At 66.7% G+C, this 18212-nt stretch carries 8 protein-coding genes and 1 pseudogene; 6 read left to right on the top strand and 3 right to left on the bottom strand.

The annotated features are described in order from the left end of the window. Positions 1-315: 315 nt before the first annotated feature. Complete coding sequence (locus DFO45_RS15260) at positions 316-9048, bottom strand: autotransporter outer membrane beta-barrel domain-containing protein (RefSeq protein ID WP_166657150.1); 8733 nt, start codon at positions 9046-9048, stop codon at positions 316-318. A gap of 571 nt (positions 9049-9619) precedes the next feature. On the opposite strand from DFO45_RS15260, the gene DFO45_RS15270 reads away from it, so the two are divergent. After that, on the top strand, positions 9620-10573 hold the full coding sequence (locus DFO45_RS15270) for a hypothetical protein (RefSeq protein ID WP_245518111.1): 954 nt from the start codon (positions 9620-9622) through the stop codon (positions 10571-10573). Between the two features lie 134 nt (positions 10574-10707). Here the strand turns inward: DFO45_RS15270 and DFO45_RS25255 are convergent. Both DFO45_RS25255 and DFO45_RS15275 read right to left on the bottom strand, forming a co-directional pair. After that, a pseudogene (locus DFO45_RS25255) lies at positions 10708-10905 on the bottom strand (IS701 family transposase); the annotation flags it as partial. 59 nt (positions 10906-10964) lie between these two features. Next, the gene (locus DFO45_RS15275; protein WP_133865540.1) at positions 10965-11798 is read right to left on the bottom strand and encodes an ATP-binding cassette domain-containing protein; all 834 of its coding nucleotides are present in this window, start codon (positions 11796-11798) and stop codon (positions 10965-10967) included. A gap of 265 nt (positions 11799-12063) precedes the next feature. Here DFO45_RS15275 and DFO45_RS15280 point away from each other — a divergent pair, with 265 nt between their 5' ends. The 5 genes from DFO45_RS15280 (at position 12064) to DFO45_RS15300 (ending at position 18203) form a co-directional block, all read left to right on the top strand. Further along, the gene (locus tag DFO45_RS15280) at positions 12064-12612 is read left to right on the top strand and encodes a sigma-70 family RNA polymerase sigma factor (RefSeq protein ID WP_133865541.1); all 549 of its coding nucleotides are present in this window, start codon (positions 12064-12066) and stop codon (positions 12610-12612) included. A 142-nt stretch (positions 12613-12754) separates the two neighbouring features. Further along, positions 12755-13705, top strand: coding sequence for a FecR domain-containing protein (locus tag DFO45_RS15285; RefSeq protein WP_166657151.1), 951 nt, complete (start codon positions 12755-12757; stop codon positions 13703-13705). Positions 13706-13882: 177 nt separating this feature from the next. Further along, positions 13883-16282 carry a TonB-dependent siderophore receptor gene (locus tag DFO45_RS15290; protein ID WP_133865543.1) on the top strand — a complete coding sequence of 800 codons (2400 nt, stop codon included), beginning with the start codon at positions 13883-13885 and terminating at the stop codon, positions 16280-16282. Positions 16283-16382: 100 nt separating this feature from the next. Then, positions 16383-17516 (top strand): DUF418 domain-containing protein, encoded by a 1134-nt coding sequence (locus DFO45_RS15295; RefSeq protein ID WP_166657152.1) that lies wholly within the window; start codon positions 16383-16385, stop codon positions 17514-17516. 51 nt (positions 17517-17567) lie between these two features. Next, positions 17568-18203, top strand: a complete 636-nt coding sequence (locus DFO45_RS15300; RefSeq protein WP_133865545.1) for a sigma-70 family RNA polymerase sigma factor — start codon at positions 17568-17570, stop codon at positions 18201-18203. The last annotated feature ends 9 nt before the right edge of the window (positions 18204-18212 follow it).

An 18212-nucleotide genomic window follows, 5' to 3' on the forward strand; every position in this document is an offset into this window, starting at 1 on the left:
CTCACGGCGCCAGGCTGGCTCCGCCGCCGGTCTTCTGCCACGAGATCGTGGACTGATGACCGATGGCTCCGTGCGGCCGATTCTCTCGTCTTATGTGACCCAAGCCTCCATCTGTCCCGCCGCGTGGGCAAGCGTCAGGACGTGTTCAGGCACTCACTGCACTGGCCCGATCGTCCTTGGATAGCCCACCTTCGCGCAGACCTTCCCCGGCGTCGGGACCATGGGCTCGGCCCGAAAGCCGAAGCGCGGATCGATCACCGGCGAGAGCTCCCGACCCTCCTGTGAAACTCCCATGGGCATGGGTCGCTGTGTAGCTCACCACCTCACCCGGAAGCTGCCCGTGGCGCCGAACGTGGAATAGCCCTCGGCAATCTGGGCGTCGAAGCTCGCGGACAATGTGGTGGTCGGGCTGGCGAGGAATTGCAGGCCCGCATGCAGATCCGCCGCATTGCTCACGGTGGGGATTGAGGTGCCGGAGAAGGAGAATGTCGGCAGTTCCGCGAAGCTCCGTGGCACGTCCCGGTCCGGGCTGAAGTCGTGCATCCACGCGGCCCGCAGATAAGGCGCGATCTGCTGGCCATTGGGCGCCGTCCAGACGCCGTCCAACTGAAAGCCCACATAGAGAGGCAAAGCGGCAATTGCGGTATTTTGATAGGAGATGCCCGCCCCGAGGGAGAACATCTCGGATCCCGAACCCAGCCAGAGCTGCGCGGGCTGGAATGCGATGAACGGGGTGAGGCTCGCGCCTGTGGCGCCGAGACCGAAGCTGTAGCCCGCTTCAAAACGCCCCGCGAGGATCCAGCCGTCCAGCCCGCTGTCGGTGGCGAGGTTCAGGCCGAGATTGTAGAGGTTGCGATCGAAATTGGAGCTGGCGTAGCCGACACTCGCAACCGCCGACATATAGGCCGGCCCGGCCTGGTAAAGGCCGTACAGGCTGAAGCTGCCATAGCTGTTGGAGACCACGGCGCCATAGGCGTTCGCCGAAATGTTGGTGGAAGAAAAGCTCACAGCGGCCCCCGCGAGCGCGGGCAGACCGGAGAGTTCGCCGTCCAGGCCCGCAATGCCGCCGATGGTGGAGCCGGACAGGCCGCTGCCGGTGGTGAGGCTCGCGATTGTCGAGCCCCAAAAATAGTGCCCTCCCGTTCCGGACGTGGCGGTCCCCCCGACGTCATCGCCGCGCTCGGGGGCGGCATAGCCAAGGGCGGTGGAGGCGGGCCGCAGGCCCTGCCGCCAGCGGTCCATCTGGGTGGTGATGCCGGCCATGGCGGCGGAAGCGGCATTGATCGTGGCGGTGGGCACCAGGGACACGGCACCGCCGCCCACCGACTCATAGGACTGCTCCAATCCCGGCACCGTGGTCACCTGCAGGAGGGTGGGGACAATGCTCTCGAACAGGAGCGAGGAGCCCCTCGTCTGGATCTCGCCGATCAACGCGCCGGTCGTCAGCCCACGCGCCGACAGGCCGGACGGTGTGAAGTTGATGGTCGTGCCGAGGCTCAAACCGCTTGCGATGTTCGCCACAGAGAAGTCGAGGATCGCGGTGTCGCCCGACACCGTCAGGCTGTCGGTGCTGAGCGTGCCCGCCACCGACAGGAAGGGCGTGTCGAAATGGCCGGGCATGGCGCGGGCCGGATTGTCCAAGATCGCGCGGACGCTGCCCGAGAGGCGCGCATCACCCGACACCAGGAAACGGTCGGACTGGCCCGAGAGCTGGTCCGCCCGGATCGCCAGCACGCCGCTCGATGTCTGCACCAGCGCGCCGTTGATCGTGGTGGTGCCGAGCGCGGAGAAGGCGCTGCGCACCATTCCGGCATTGGTCAGCACGCCCGCCGGCCCGCCGAGATCCAGCGAGGAGCCCGCCCAGAGCGTTCCGCTGCCAAGGTTGGTCACGCTGTTGGCGGCGCCGGGCGTGAGCGCCAGATTGCCGGTCAGGCTGCCGCCATTGACGATCTGCGCGAAGCCCGTGCTGGTGCGGATGGCGAGCCCGTTGGCCCCGTCCAGGGTGGAGAGGGTGCCGTAGGAGGTGATGTAGGTCTCGGTGCCGTCGCTGGCGATGGCGGTGCCCGAGGGGCCGCCGGTGACGCGGGTGCCGGGCGCGAGGGTGATGATGGGGTCGCCATTGCCCTGGGCCGAGATGCCCGTGCCGCCTACCCCGCTGGCGGTGACCGAGCCGCCGGTCAGCACATAGACCGCCGCCTTGCCGGAGATGAGGGCGCTGCCGTTCACCAGCACATTGGCGCCGTTCACCAGCTCCATGGTGGTGCCGTTCATCACAAGCCCGCCGCCCCCGCTCACCGACTGGGCGATCACGCCATAGGCGCCAGCCCCCGTCGTGCTGATCGGCGCGCTCACATTCACCGTCACAGACCCGCCCGTCCCAGACCCGGCCGTGGGCCCGCTCCAGTTGGTCGACTGTCCGTCCGAGACCGCCACACCACCGCCCCCGCCGATCGACTGCGCCAGAACCCCCACCGCATTGGTGCCCGACGTGGTGAGTGAAGCGTTCACGTTCACCGTCACGCTGCCGCCATTGGAGGCAGTCGAGGAGCCGGCGAAGGTGATGCTGCCGCCGCCATTCGCGACGCCACCGCCGCCGCCGATGCTTTGCGCGAGAATGCCGATCGCCGCATTGCCGGTGGTGGAGATGGCTCCGGTGGTGGACACGCTCACCGTGCCGCCCGCGCCGCCGCTCGAACCGCCCAGCGTCGTGGAGAGCCCACTCGTCACGACCGAGCTTGTGCTGACGCTGGCGGCACCGCCGCCGCCACCGATCGACTGGGCGAGAATGCCAAAGGCGGCGGTACCGGAGGTCGAAAGGCCGGCTGCCGTAACCGTGACGCTCCCGCCATCATTGCCGCTGCCGCCTATCCCCGCCAAAGTGAGCGTTCCGCTGACGCCGGCACTGCTGAAGGTGGACGAACTGGCGGCGCCGAGGCCCCCGCCGCCACCGATGGACTGGGCGATGATCGCCACCGCTGCGGCGCCCGTGGTGGTGATCGTCTCTGCCGCTGTCACCGTCACGGCGGCGCCGGTCTGGCCACTGCCGGCACTGCCGCCGAGCGCCATGCTGAAGGAGGCGTCAGATCCGCCCGAGGCGCCGCTGGTCGCGGCCCCCGCCGTTCCACCGCCGCCGCCCACGGACTGCGCCAGCAGGCCATAGGCCTGAATGCCTCCGGTGGTGATTGCCGCATTGGCGTTCACCGTGACCTCACCGCCCGCGCCGCCTCCGCCGCCCGATCCGCCGAGACCGAAGGCCAGCGCATAGCTGCTGTTGCTGGCATTTACCGTGCTGGCGCCGCCCGCGCCGCCGCCTCCGCCGACGGACTGGGCAAAAATGCCGGCTGCATTGGCGCCTTGTGTGCTGATTTGCACGTTCGACGTGACCTGCACCGTGTCACCGCTGCCCCCGGCGCTTCCCGATCCGCCCAGACCCACTGCCAGAGCGACACCGTCAGTGGTGGAGGCGGACGTCGAGGTGCTCGAAGCCGCGCTGCTGCTGCCGGTCCCGCCAGTGCTGCTCGGCCCTGTCGCCGCCGAAACAAGAACGCCGCCCGAGCCGCCGCCGCCGCCCACCGACTGGGCGAAGATGCCATGGGAATTAAAGCCCTGCGTGCTGATGCCCGGATCGTTCTGGAACGCGCCGGACGCATTCACGGTGACAGTCACCTCTCCGCCGCCCCCGCCGCCCGACGAGCTGCCGCCGAGGCCCAGCGCCAGGGAAAGGGCACCGCCTGAAGACGAGGTCGTGGTGGAGGATCCGCCATTGCCGCCACCATTACCCACCGACTGGGCAAAAACACCAGCGGAGTTGGCACCCGTCGTCTGGAGGGTGCCGATGGTGGTGACCGTGACAGTGCCGCCCGTGCCACCGGCCATACCATTGCCACCGAGCGACAGGGAGGCGCTGTATTCGCCCGCCGAGCTGTTGGTGGTGGAGGATCCGCCATTGCCCCCGCCGCCGCCCACCGATTGGGCGAAGATGGCCGGCGAGTTATCGGCGGGAACGAGGCTCCTGGTCCCGCTCGCGAGACTGAATCCCGTGAGAATCCCATAGGTGTTGGTGACGGTAACGGTGTTCCCATTGCCGGATTGCCCGCCGCTGCCGCCGAGGCTCATGGCCAGCGAATACCCGCCGTCGCTTCCGGATTGCGCGCCGGGCTTGCCGCCGTTTTCTCCTGCCGCCGAAGCGGTGCTTGAACCGGTTGCCGAACCGGACAGGCTGCCTGTGGCGCTGGATGCGCTGCCGCCGGAACCGGATGAGCCCGGTGCGCTGGCGGCCGCGCTGCTGGATCCACCGGACCCGCCGCCGCCGCCCACCGATTGCGCGAAGATCCCCGCCGCGTTCGGCCCCAGCGTGTTGATGTAAGTTGACGTACCCCCCGAATTGACGGTGATGATGCCGCCGTCTCCGCCATTGCCGCCGCTGCCGCCGAGGCTCATGCTGACCGCGGCCTGCCCGCCGCTGGAGGCGGTGCTGGAGGAGGACCCGCCCAGGCCGCCGCCGCCACCCACGGACTGCGCGAAGATGCCTGCGGCCTGGAGGCCTGTGGTCAGAATGAAGCCGGTGGACCCCACCGTGACATCGCCGCCGGCGCCCCCCGGTCCGGCGCCTCCGCCGAGGGTGAAGGAGGCCGCATAGGAGCTGCCGCTGGAATTGGCGCTGCTCGATCCGCCGCTGCCGCCGCCACCGCCCACCGACTGCGCGAAGATCGCCGTGGACTGGTCTCCGCCCGTCGAAATGTTGGAACTGCTCGTGACGGTCACCGTCGACCCGGCGCCGCCCGCCCCGGCGAAGCCGGCAAGGGTCACGGCCACCGCGATCCCGTTGGCGGCATTGCCATTGCCGTTATCCGGCCCGGTGCCGGAGGTGCCGGACAACGCGGAGCTGACATTGCTCGCGGTCTGGCCCGCGCCGGCCCCCGCGACGGAGGTGACGCCGCCCTGCAGTTCCTGTCCCTGGCCTGCATCGGTGGTGCTGGACGCCGCCCCGCCATTGCCGCCGCCTCCGCCGATGGACTGGGCGAAGATGCCGTAGGACAGCGCGCCGGAGGTCGCCAGCGCACCGCCGCTGGTTACGTTGACCGTGCCTCCACCACCCCCGCCCTGACCGGACCCGCCAATGGCAATACCGGCTGCATAATTGTTGCTGGAGGCGGTCGCCTGCGTCCAGCCGCCATTGCCGCCGCCCCCGCCGACGGACTGGGCGAAAATGGCCGAGGAATGCAGCCCTGTCGTGGTGATGCCGCCCCCGCCATTCTGGTTGCTGCTGACGCTCACATTGCCGCCGCTCCCGCCATTGGCGCCGCTCGCGCCAATGGCAAGGGCGACCGAGGCGGTGGTCGAGGCGGCATTCGCATCCGCCGAACCGCCATTGCCGCCCGAGCCGCCGATGGATTGCGCGAGGATACCGGGCGACTGGTCGCTGAAGACGCCGGATGAGCCTGTGAGGATCAAGCCATTCTGCGTCACCTGCACAAAGGTGGCATCACCGCCCGAGGATCCGCCACCGCCGATGGCGACGCTGGCCGCCGCGCCGTCCGTGCTTTCGCTGGCGCCTGAAAGGCTGAAGGCACGGCTCGACCCGCCATTGCCGCCGGCGCCGCCGATGGACTGGGCGAGAATACCGGCGGAGAGATAGCCATTGGTGGTGATGTCGGCTGCGACGACGGTGACGCCGCCGGCCCTCTGGCCGCTGCCGCCGCCCCCACCGGTCGCACCGGCACCGCCCACTGACACGTTGGCATCGCCGCCGCCGGTCGCACCGGCCCCGGCAATGGCAAAGCCGCCAGTGCCGCCCGAGCCGCCAACGGACTGCGCGAGAATGCCGGGTGACTGGGAGAACAGCGTGGTGATGGCGTCGGTGGCGGTCACGGTGACGTTGCCCGCGCTGCCGCTCGTGCCGCCGCCGCCCCCAAGAATGACATCGGATGCAAAGACGATGGCCCCCGCCGCGCCGGCGCTGAATCCCCCATTGCCACCGGAGCCGCCGATGGACTGCGCCAGAACACCCGGCGAAATCAGGCCATTGGTGGCCAAGGCCCCGTCTGCGGTGACCGTCACCGCACCGCTCGTACCGCCACCGCCGCCGCTGCCGCCGAGGCCCACGCTCGCCGCTCCGACACTGGCCAGCGACCCGGCGATATCCCAGCCGCCGCTGCCACCCGCACCGCCAATGGACTGGGCGATGATGGCGGCAGACTGATCGCCATTGGTGGTGATGGCACCGTTCTCATGGTTGATGGTCACCGCACCGCTCGTGCCGCCACTGCCCCCGCCGCCACCGATGGCGGTCGTGGCACTGGCGCCGGACGACAGGCCGGCAGCCACCACGAAGCCGCCGGTGCCGCCTGCGCCACCGAGGGACTGGGCAACGATGCCGGCCGACAGGGAGCCGATCAGCGTGATGTTGTTGTAGTTGGCGATGGTGACCGCGGCGCCCGTCCCGCCGTTGCCGCCGGAGCCACCGACTTCCAGGCTGGCGGTGCCCGCTCCGGAGACCGAGCCACCCACCGCAAATCCGCCTGAACCGCCGCCACCGCCGATGGACTGGCCGAGGATGCCGGGCGCATTGCCATAGATGGACGCGCCACTGACCACGGTCTGCGTCGTGGGAACGGTGGAATAGGTGGTCACCGGAACCTGCGTGGTAGTAGTGACCGGCACCAGTCCCGGACCGCAGACTTCGTTACACACCCACCCTGGTTCGTACGTCGTCGTTGTCTGGCTGACATAGGTGGTGGTCGGGACTGTCTGGAACGTGGTTTCCACCGCCGTTGCCTGCGAAACGATGGCACCGTAATTGGTGATCGAGACCGTGTTCGCGGATGAACCCGCGCCGCCACTGCCGCCCACGGCCAGTGTGGCCGCGCCCCCGAGGCTGGCATTGCCGCTGGCGGCAAAGCCGCCATTGCCGCCGCCGCCCCCAATGGACTGGCCGAGGATGATCGCCGCGCCACCGCCCGACGCGGTGAGCGTGCCTGCCGCATTTTCGATGAAGACGGTGTTGGAATAGTTGCCGCTTCCGCCCAGCCCGCCGATGCTGGCGCCAAGCCCCGGCCCCAGCGAGAGGGTAAGCGACGTGGTGTAGCCGCCATTGCCGCCGCCGCCGCCAATGGACTGGACGGCAATGGCGCTGGACTGGTAGCCGTAGGTGGTGATGTCGGTGGGGCCTGCGGGACCGGAATTCGTACCGTTATAGGCATAGGCCCAGCCGCCGGTGCCTCCATCGCCGCCCGTCCCACCGAGCGCGAGGCTCACGCCCACCCCCGTGCTGGCGCTTGCCGAAATGGCCGCGCCGCCATTGCCGCCCCCGCCACCGATGGATTGGGCGAGCAGGCCCGGCGAGCGATCCCCCGATGTGGTGATGATGCTGCCCTGGTTGACCGCTGCGGCCGTGCTGCCAAAGCCACCGGAGCCGCCCGTGGTCCCAAGAGCCAGGGCGACGGAGGCCGCCGCCGAGATACTGCTGGCGATGCTGGCCCCGGCATTGCCGCCGCCGCCGCCGATCGACTGCGCCACGACGCCGGGCGAATCCGTGCCATAGGTGGTGATGCCCACCCCGCCGGTCCCCGCGAAGACGTTTCCGCCATCGCCGCCCGTACCGCCAGAGCCGCCCACCGCCAGAGAGAAGGCCGCGCCTGCATATGCGTCAGTGGACAGCGAGACCGAATAGCCGCCATGCCCGCCGCCGCCGCCGAGGGACTGGGCGACAATGCCTGCCGAGCCGGTGCCGTTGGTGGTGATGGTGCCGCGGTTGAACGACGACAGCATCAGGGCGCCGTTGGTGGTGCAGGCAGCGCCGTAGTTCGCGCCCGAATCCCCGCTCGTGCAGTTCACGGTCACCGCATTGGCGCTGCCGCCCGAGCCGCCCGAGCCGCCGTGAGAAATCGAGGCGGCAGTCGTCAGGTCCATCGACACTGCGCCGCCGGCCGAACCGCCGCCGCCGCCGATGGACTGGGCCAGAATGGCTGCGGAGTTGATTTCCTGCGTGCTGATGCTGCCGGTATTGGTGACGAACACGTTCCCGCCCGCACCGCCGGTGCCTCCCGCGCCACCCACGGCGAAGTCGGTGCCTGAAATGGAAGTCGCGACGCCGAAACCGCCATTCCCGCCGCCGCCGCCGATGGATTGCGCCTGGATGCCGAAGGCGCCGCCGGCGCTACTGGTGGGCGCCACGCCGCTGTTGCAAGAATTTCCGGTGCAGATGTTGCCGCTGTTGGCGACCGACACGGTGCTCGCATAGCCGCCGCCGCCGCCATTGCCCCCCGCTTCGCTGCCGCCGATCAGAACCCCGGCCACGCCGCTGCTGAAGGCCAATCCGCCAGAGCCACCACCGCCGCCGATGGACTGGGCGGCAATGCCGACGGCCGACGCGTTGGTCAGCGTGATGGTGCCGGAATTGATGATCGTGACGGTGCTGCCGTTTCCCGCCGGACCGCCATTGGCGCCGATCGCGTTGAGCCCCTGCGAAACGCCGGCATCGCCGCCGGCGCCGCCCACGGACTGGGCTTCAATGCCCCGCGATCCCAGCCCCCCGGACGTCAGGGCGCCGGAATTGGTGACGCTGACCGTTCCCGCTCCCGCACCGTATCCCCCGGCGCCGCCGGAGCCGCTACCGGTGAAGATCCAGTAGCCGTTTCCGCCACCTCCGCCATCGGCGCCGTAGCCGCCAACGCTCTGGGCATAGATCACGATGGCCTTCTGGGCCTCGACGGCTGCATAATTCGTGAGAATGACGCTGCCACCATCCCCACCGGCGCCGCCATTGCCGCCCCTGCCGCCGGGACCACCGCCGCCACCCACACCACCATTGCCGCCCAGACTGATGACGGCGATGCCGACGGAACCAGATCCCTGCGTGGAGAAGGGAGTCCAATTGGTCAATTGTGCCTGGCCGCCGGCTCCCCCGATGCCACCGCCGCCACCTTGGCCGTTGTCGGTGTCCGTACTGCCCCCGGCGCCGCCGATGCCACCGGCGCTATAGACGTAGATTCCGGTGCTGGAGAAGGTGTTGCTGCCGGACCCGCCCGTGGTCGTAATGGTGACCATGCCCCCATTGCCACCTTGGCCGCCCGAGGCGCCATTGGAGTTTGCGCCGGTGCAGATGACAGAATTGGCGCTGCCACCGCCAACCCCGCCGGCACCGCCGGTGCTGCCCGCGATGACGTACGTCACCCCGCCATTAGCAGGAGCAGCCAGGTCATCAACATAGCTCTCAGAGACAGGGGTTCCGGTGCCGCCTTGGCCCCCTCCGCTGACGTTTGACACCAGATTGTTGATCGGACAGCCATACCCGCCTTGGCCCGGGGTGCCTGATACGCTCGGGTTATAGACATAGGATGGACCGATCGTGGCATTGCTGGTCTGGGCGGCCGCCGGGACCGTCAAGGCACAGAGCGCGACCGACGACAGGAGGACCTGCAGCGACAACGCCAGAGGGCCGGGGACCTTCCGTGTCTTCCGCGAGAACAATGTCGGACGAACCATCCCTGCGCCTCGGTCAGAGCCAAGGAACACCGGATCCTTCCGCATTCCTCAACGTGATGAAATATCTCAGGGTTAGGTCTGGTGCCCCCGCGTGTGATACGCAACGCCACAGATTGGAATCGTCAGATCGCACATGCAGGACGAGAGTTCGACCAACAGCGCGGCATTGGCGCCTGCCGCGTCCTTTCCCGAGGCGATCGTCAGAGTGTTTGGCGCCAGGGCAATTGACGATCTCATGCTGGCGCCGGGCTTGCCGGCGGCCGTCCGCGCGGCAGCCGGTAACGCCGTTCGTCTTTATGACGGTAACTGGCTTCGCAACCGCCTGCTGAATGATCGCGGGCGCCTTCTGGCGGTGCTGCTCATCCTCGATCTGCATTTCAATGAGAGTGGCGGCAGGGGCGTGACGGGAGCGCGGCTGCGCCGCGAAGTCGTGGACCTTGATGTGTGCAGTCCGGGGCGCGCCACAGCCTTCCTCGCCGCGCTGCGGTTCAAGCACCTGCTGATGGCTGCCCCTCACTCTCCCGCCAAAGAACGACGCCTGATGCCAAGCGCGACGCTGCTGCAGACGCATCGAGAGCGCTGGAACGGAATGTTCTCCGCCATCGCTCATGTTGACGCGCCGGCCGCTGCTGCCGCCAGCGTCCTGCCGGACGAAGTCCTCTTCGGTCCGTGCACACACGTCATGGCTGAGTGCTTCAGGCAGGGCGTGCGGGTCTTCGAGGCGACCCCGGAATTACGAACCATTGCGGAACGGGATGTCGGCCTCGTCGCGCTGGTGTCCTTCGTCGCCAGTGGCGGGCCTATGTCCATCTCCCAGCTCGCGCGCCAGTTCTCGGTATCCCGCGCGCACATCGCCAATGTCCTGCAACTCGCGGAGGCGCAAAATCTCGTATGCGGCGAACCGGGCCGGGGCGGATACCGGGCCGGGCCGGCTTTGATGCCGGTTCTGATGCGCTTCTATACTGTCATTTTCCTGACCTTCCTTTCGGCCTCGCGACAGGGGCAGCGGGAAGCGGCGAGTTCGATCGGCGTACGATCTGTTGCGGACCACGCATCCCTCGCCACCCGCACGCGGTCAGGCACCTAAACTCCTCGCCATTTCGCGAGATCCAAAGGCGTTTATATCTGGCCAAACAAGCGCTTGATCTGTGCGGCCGCCGTGGCGTTTCTGGGTGTCGGTCGCCATGTCACCTTGAACCGCTCCTCGTTTTCCAGACGCCGTCAGCTTTCGCCTTGTGCTGCCGCTCGAACTCGACGGGTGGCAGCATCCTGTTCCGTGCCTGCTTGAGGCGCCGAGATTGGAAGGAAGGCATAGGCGGTCATGGTCATGAGCGCGTGACGGTGCGGCCCCGTCCACGATCGCCCCTCGAAATGATCGAGACCGAGTTCCTCTTTTAATTTCTGATGCGCCCGCTCGCAGAATCGCCCAGCGGGAACCCTAAAAACGATGCCGCCGTCAGAATTTTACCGAAGTATTTCTAATCCACGATGCAGACGCTTGCCCCGGCCCCGGGATGCTGCACCACAGTCATGTCCACGCCATAGATTATCTTCAACAGGTCCGGCTGCATGATGTCTTCAGGTCGGCCTCGAACGATCATCTCACCACTCTTCATGGCGACGATCTCATCACAAAATCGGCTTGCCATGTTCACGTCATGTAGAACAACAACCACGCCGAGCTGGCGCTGGCGCGCCAGAGTCCGCACGAGGCCGAGCACCTCAATCTGATGAGCGATATCGAGCGCGGATGTGGGTTCGTCGAGGAGCAGGCATTCGGCATCCTGAGCGATCAACATAGCGATCCAAGCCCTCTGCCGCTCTCCCCCAGAAAGCGTCTCGATCTGCCGCTCACACAACCCGTCCATGCCCGTGAGGACGAGCGCCTCATCAACCTTCCTCCGGTCCTCTGTCCCGAACCGGCCCAGCGCGCCATGCCAGGGGTAGCGGCCCAGTGACACCAGCTCACGCACCAGCATGCCATCCGCCACGGGAATCTGCTGCGGAAGATAGGCGACCTTGCGCGCGAAGGCCCGGGCGCTCCACTCAGGCACCGGCCGACCGGCCAGGCACACGCGGCCAGACGTTGGGACCAACTGGCCGGCAAGCATCTTGATCAGCGTTGACTTGCCGGAGCCGTTATGGCCGATCAGAGCCACCACCCGCCGGGCCGCCAGCCTGATCGAAACCCCGCGAACGAGATCGCGCCCGGCTACAGCAAAGCCGACATTCTCCAGTTGGAACAGCGGGTCATCGCCATCCGGTGGCAAGATGCACTCGGAGACGAACTCGGAAGAGAATTTCAACGTCATACCTCAGGCTCACGATCTCTCGGAAGCAAGACGTCGCGCGCGCAGATTCCAACACCCCGGCGCATTATTTTCTGCATGGGGGCAATCGGGCCTCGGCACAGCACGGAAAGGACATCTAAGATTGGAATGAATATAAATCATTACATTTGAATGTAACGCTCTATTGAGCTATCCAATTCATGCGCCTTTGCGCTTTATGCGCAGTCCATTCGTTGCGAGCGTCAATCGGTGGGCGATGAAGCTCGCTGTAGCCTTGCAGGCCGGCATGACGATCTCCGACCAACCGTCGACGGCGGTCTCTGATCTTGATGCGATATTCCGGCTCTATCACCGGGAGCTGAACCGCTTCGCCTATCGTAAGCTGGGCGACCGAGAAGCCGCGGCCGACGTCGTGCAGGACGCCTTTGTCCGCTACCTGTCGGCGGACGCTCAGCGCGCGGACGCGTCACGTCTGGACAGCCCTCGCTTCTTCCTGTGGCGCATCGTCGGTAACTTGATGATCGACACCATCCGGCGCAAGCGCCGGCAGGGCATACATGCGACATGGGACGAGATCACGGAGGACGTGGTCGACCCGGCTCCGCTCCCCGACCGACTGCTGGAGACCCGTGAGGAGTTTCGGCTGGTGAAAGAGGCGCTGGAAACACTCTCGCCCAATTGCCGACAGGCGTTGCTGCTGAACCGTGTGGAAGGCCTGACCCACGCGCAGATCGCCGGTCGGCTGGGTGTATCCCCGAGCATGGTTTCGAAATACATCATGTCCGCGCTGCGCCGTTGCATGAACGCCCTTGCGGCGCCAGATGCTGCGCTGTGATCACATTCTCTTGTTTTTGCACCTCTACGGTAGGGACGTGCGGATCTCGATCGTCTTCTCGTGCAAGGACACAGTTAATCCGCACGCGACCATGACACGCCCAGACTGTCCCTCGGCCACACGGGCCGAACTTGATGCGCCCATGGCGCCGCTTGCCGAGAAAGCCCTGGAATGGCTTGTCTTCCTGCATTCGGGCCAGGAAACCGACGCCGACTGGGCGGCCTATGAGGATTGGCGGGCCAGCGGGGTGGCGGAACGCAAGGCGGCGGAACAGGCGGAAAGGGTATGGGCCGGCATCGGCCCAGCTCTGCGCCGGCCGCGTGCGGGTCTCGCGCGCCGCTCCGTACTCGCCGGCGCCGGCATCGCGCTCGTCGGAGGGGCCGGGCTCGCGGCCTTCTTAGGCATGCGCCGGGACCTATTCGCGGATGTGCGCACCGCGGTCGGCGAGCGCCGCACGCACACCCTCGCGGACGGAACACGCATCGAACTCGATGCCGCGACCAGCCTGAACCTGCATTATTCGGCGAAGACCCGGCGGATCGAGCTTCTGGAGGGGCGGATCTTCGTCAGCGTCGCGGCCGATCCGAACCGCCCCTTCATCGTCGACGCCGGGGGTGGGGCAGCGCGGGCCCTTGGAACGGCGTTCGAAATCAGCCGTAGCGGCGATATGGTGAATGTCGTCGTCAGCGAACATACCGTGCGGGTGTGCTATCCGCGCGAGACCGATGGCCCCCACGTGGACGTCGATGCCGGCAGCGAGGTCGAATTCAGCAGGGCCGGAGGCCTCGCCAGGCCGCATGCCGCCGACGTCGTCAGCCGCATGTCCTGGCGCAACGGCCTTCTCGCCTTCCAAGATCGGCCGCTGGCCGAAGTGGTGGCGCAGATCTCCCGCTATCGTCACGGCCGCATCGTGATCGTGGATGGGGAACTGGCGCGCCTGCCCGTATCGGGATTATTCGAAAGCGCGGACACCGCGGCCCTGCTGGATGCTCTATCCGCCGCCCTGCCCGTCACCATCGACCAACTGCCATGGCTTACCCTGATACGGCGTGATGCGTCCCGCCCGCTCGAGCCCTTCACACGGCGCAGATAAGAAACACTCCATTGTTTGCTGAGCGGGTGTCGCATCCCGCGCCTCCGGCGTCTTCCCAAACGAACGGCCTTTGCGGCCACGATGTGCGGCAGATCAGTCTGGGGGTTTTAAGTGCAAACGCGGACGGCCCATACAGAGCGGAGTTTCATTAAGCCGCAGACCGCCTGCCATTCCTGGGTGGGTACCCTGCTGCTGGCGTCGACCGCGCTGGTGGCGATCGCGCCGACCACCGCCCTTGCCCAGAGCGCGCCCGCCGTCACCCAAGCGGGAGCCATTGCCTTCTCCATTCCCGCAGGTCCGCTGTCAGCGGCGCTGACGCAGTGGGCGACCACGTCCGGCATGCGCGTGCTGTTCTCCAGCGAGATCACGCGTGACCTGAAGACTTCGGGTGTCAACGGCACAATGACCGCAGACGTTGCCCTCGGGCGGCTGCTGACGGGAACAGGCCTCGGCTACAGTTTCACCGGGCCGACGACCGTTGCCATCCGGCGCAACGTGGACGTCCTGCCCGCGACCAATATCTCCAGCGAGGGCACCATCGTTCTCGACACCATCGACGTGCAGGGCGACGGCACCTTCGGCTATATCGCCACCCGGAGCGATGCCGGCACGAAGACCAACACGCCGCTCATCGAGACGCCGCGCTCGGTCTCCGTGGTGACCCGCCAGGAGATGGATGACCGCGGCGTCCAGAACCTGCCCGAGGCGGTGCGCTACACCGCTGGCGTGACCACCGGCGCATTCGGCTATGATCCGCGCTTCGACCAGATCTACATCCGCGGCTTCGCCGTGACCACGCTCGGCGATTATCGCGACGGCCTGCGCCAGTATGCCGGCAGCTACGCAACGTTCTCCACGGAGACCTACGGCCTTGAGCGTGTCGACGTGATCAAGGGACCGGCTTCCGTGCTCTATGGCCAGGGCACGCCCGGCGGCCTGATCGACCGCATCTCCAAGACGCCGACCGGGCAGCCCATCCACGAGATCCTCGGCGAGGTCGGGACGTTCGGACACCTGCAGGCGGCGTTCGACCTCGGGGGCACCGCGCCCGATAACAAGAACTTCCTCTATCGCATCGTCGGCGTCGGCCGGACCGGGGACACCAATTACGACATCGCCGACGACGAGCTCTATCTTGCGCCCTCCTTCACATGGCGCAATGACACGACCTCGCTCACAGTCCTCGCCCTCGCGCAGAAGGACGAGACCGATGCAAACGTGGCCATGATCAACAAGAACAGCCACGTCACCAAGGTCCGTGCCAGCGATCCGGATTACGACTATCAGAAGCAGACACAGTATCAGGTCGGCTACAAGTTCGAGCACCAGTTCAACGACATGTTCGAGTTCCGGCAGAACCTGCGCTACGGCCAGGCGGACCTGACCGGACGCTATCTGACCGGCGGCGTCACGGGCGGCGGGTTCGCCAGCGCCGCTTCCCCCATCTACCGGCGCGGCTCGGCGGCGGTGGAGGAGGATCTGTCTTCCTTCCAGGTGGACAACCAGCTTCAGATCAATGCCGCGACCGGGCCGCTTGGACACACGCTGCTGATCGGCCTCGATTATGGCGAGATGCATAGCAATTTCGGCAGCGGCACCGCTGCAGCCAACGCCGCCTATGCCATCAATATCCTCGCGCCCTATTACGGCATCACGGGGCCCACTCCCGCGATCAACACCCGCACGATCACGGACTTCGATCAGGTCGGCATCTATGCCCAGGACCAGATCGCCTGGGGCAACTGGCGCTTCAACATCAGCGGACGTCAGGACTGGACCAGCCGCACGCAGGTCAACGGCTATACCGGCCTCGTGACCGGCGATCGGGAGGACAACGCCTTTACCTGGAGCACCGGCCTCCTCTATCTCTTCGACAATGGCTGGGCGCCCTATGTGAGCTATGCGACCTCGTTCCAGCCCACCAGCAACCTCGGCTATGAGGGCCAGATTCTCGCCCCGGCGACCGCCGAACAGTATGAGGCCGGCTTAAAGTACATCTCGCCAGACGACCGCATCTCGATGACGCTGGCCGGCTACAACCTCAAAGAGCAGAACGCTCCGAAATACGCCGGCATCAACCCGACCAGCGGCCTCCTCTATTACCAGTCCATCGGCGAGATCCAGGTGCGTGGCTTCGAGTTCGAGGGACGGCTGCGCCTGGCGAACGGCGTCGAGGCGATTGCCTCCTACACATATGCCGACTCCGAGATTCTCCAGTCCGCAACCGCGGCAGAGGTCGGGCGCGTACCGGCGGTTACGCCACGCAATGTTGCAACGGCCTGGCTGAACTACACGGTGCAGGACGGCCCCTTGTTCGGACTCAGCGGTGGCGCCGGCCTGCGGTACATCGGCCAGACTTACGGCAACAACACCAATACCGTGATCAACAACAGCTACACCATGTTCGATGCCTCACTGCGCTACGACCTCGGCAAGCTGAACCAGAAGCTGACGGGCTACAGCCTGTCCGTGAGCGCCACGAACATCGCCAACGTGATGCCCGAAATCTGCAACTCCGGCACCTGCTATCTGGGGCAGGGCCGCACGGTGGTCGGCACGCTCAAATACAAGTGGTGACAGGCTCCAGCGGAGGCTCCGCATGACAGCGAACCAGACGGCACGGCCAGCTTCCCGCACCCGCGATCCCCGGATCGACGCGGTGCGGGGCATCGCCCTGATGGGCATCCTCGTGGTCAACCTGCCCTTCCTCGCCATGCCTTACGGTTTTGCCGGCGCCAGTTGGCATCACGCGGACACCTTCTACCTCGGATCGTTCAGCGCCTGGTTCATTCAGGCACTGTTCGAGAACAAGTTCATTCTCATATTCGCCTTTCTGTTCGGCATGGGGGCCGCCGCCCAGGTGAGCGCGAACGGCGCGCGGCGCTTCGTGTTTCGAATGCTGCTGCTCGGGCTGCTTGGCGTCCTGAATGCCGTGCTGGTCTTCGAGGCGGACATCCTGCTTCCCTACGCCGTGCTGGGCTTGCTGATGCTGCCGCTGCATCGCCTGCGGACCCGGACCCTGCTTTCGGCCGCCCTCCTGTTCTGGATCGTCGCCATCCTGGGGCACGCGCTCTTTGCCATCTATGTGGCGACGGCCGAGACGGGTCCCGGTCTTTCGGAAGAGGCCCGCATCCAGCTGTTTTCGTCCGGCGGCTTCGTTGCCATGGCGCATCAGCGGGCGCTCGACTGGCTCGTCTTTTCGCAGATGAGCATCCCCGCCATCTGGCCGATGACCATGAGCGCCTTCTGTCTCGGCATGGCGGCATTCCGCTTGCGGATAGCTTCCGCAGGAGACGGGTTCAGTTCGCTGGAGCGGATCGCACGCGTGCTGCTTCTGCCCGCGCTGCTGGGCAACCTCGCCTACGGCGCCCTGTGCCTCGCGCCCGCGGATTGGGCCGGCGGGCATGTTTTCCTCGCCACGCTCGTGCTGAGGCCGGTTTTTGCTCCCATGCTCAGTTTTGTCATCTTCGCCCTGCTGTTCCGCCTGCTGGAGCGCACGCCGCGCCTGACGGACTTCTTCGCCGCAAGCGGGCGCATGTCGCTCAGCATCTACATGCTTCAAGGTATCCTGGGTGGCTTCATTTTCTTCGGCTACGGCGCCGGTCTTTACGCCAGCCTCAGCCTTCAGGCCGTTCTTGGACTCGCATTCCTCCTGTTTGTTCTTCTCGCGCTCCTCGCCCGCCTCTGGCTGGGCCGTTTCAGGAGCGGACCATTTGAAGCCCTGATGGCCGCGGCGCTGGCCTTAACCGAACGGCGTTTATCAACACCGCCGGCAGCCCTTCGTGCAGGCCCCAGAGCCGCTCCCCGCTGACGGCCAGGAGACCATCAGGACACCGTTTCATACTCAACCGTGGAGCCTTCGATGTCGACGAAGCCAAAGGACTTGGCTGCGAACGAACTGGTGCGCACCATGATCTGCAACCGTGCCCTGCTGCTCGGTATTGCGACACGGGTCTTGTCCTCCCGCGAGCTTGCCGAGGACGTCGTGCAGGACGCGGCCGTGCGGGCCTGCGCCATGGCCAGCCCGGAGATGGGTTCGCCGTTGCGCCTGTCCTGCTGCATGGTTCGCAACCTTGCCATAGACCGGCTGCGGCGGGGCCAGCTCGAACGCCGCCACCTGGCGCCCGAGGCCGAAGCCGAGAGCGTGACGTCTCCCCTGGATGACCCATTCGGTTCCGTCGCGTGCCGCCAGATCGTCGCTCATGTCCTGGGCGCGCTGGACGAACTGCCGCGGCGAACTCGATATGCCTTTCTCCAGCACCGGCTTCACGACGTCCCGCAGAAAGAGATTGCGGCTGCGCTGGGCGTTTCCACGACGCTCGTGAACTTCATGATCCGCGATGCCACCGCCCATTGCCGGGCCTACCTGGCTTCGGGCGCCGTGGAGCCCCTGCCCTTCCGGCTGCCAGCCCCCGCCGGCATCCGGGACGGGCGGCCCGCCGCAAAGCCAGCCCCGGTCCGTCTCTCTCTCAAGATCGACCGGCGGACGGCCGCCTGAGGGCAGGAG

It is taken from the genome of Azorhizobium sp. AG788, from assembly GCF_004364705.1.
Taxonomy (GTDB): domain Bacteria; phylum Pseudomonadota; class Alphaproteobacteria; order Rhizobiales; family Xanthobacteraceae; genus Azorhizobium; species Azorhizobium caulinodans.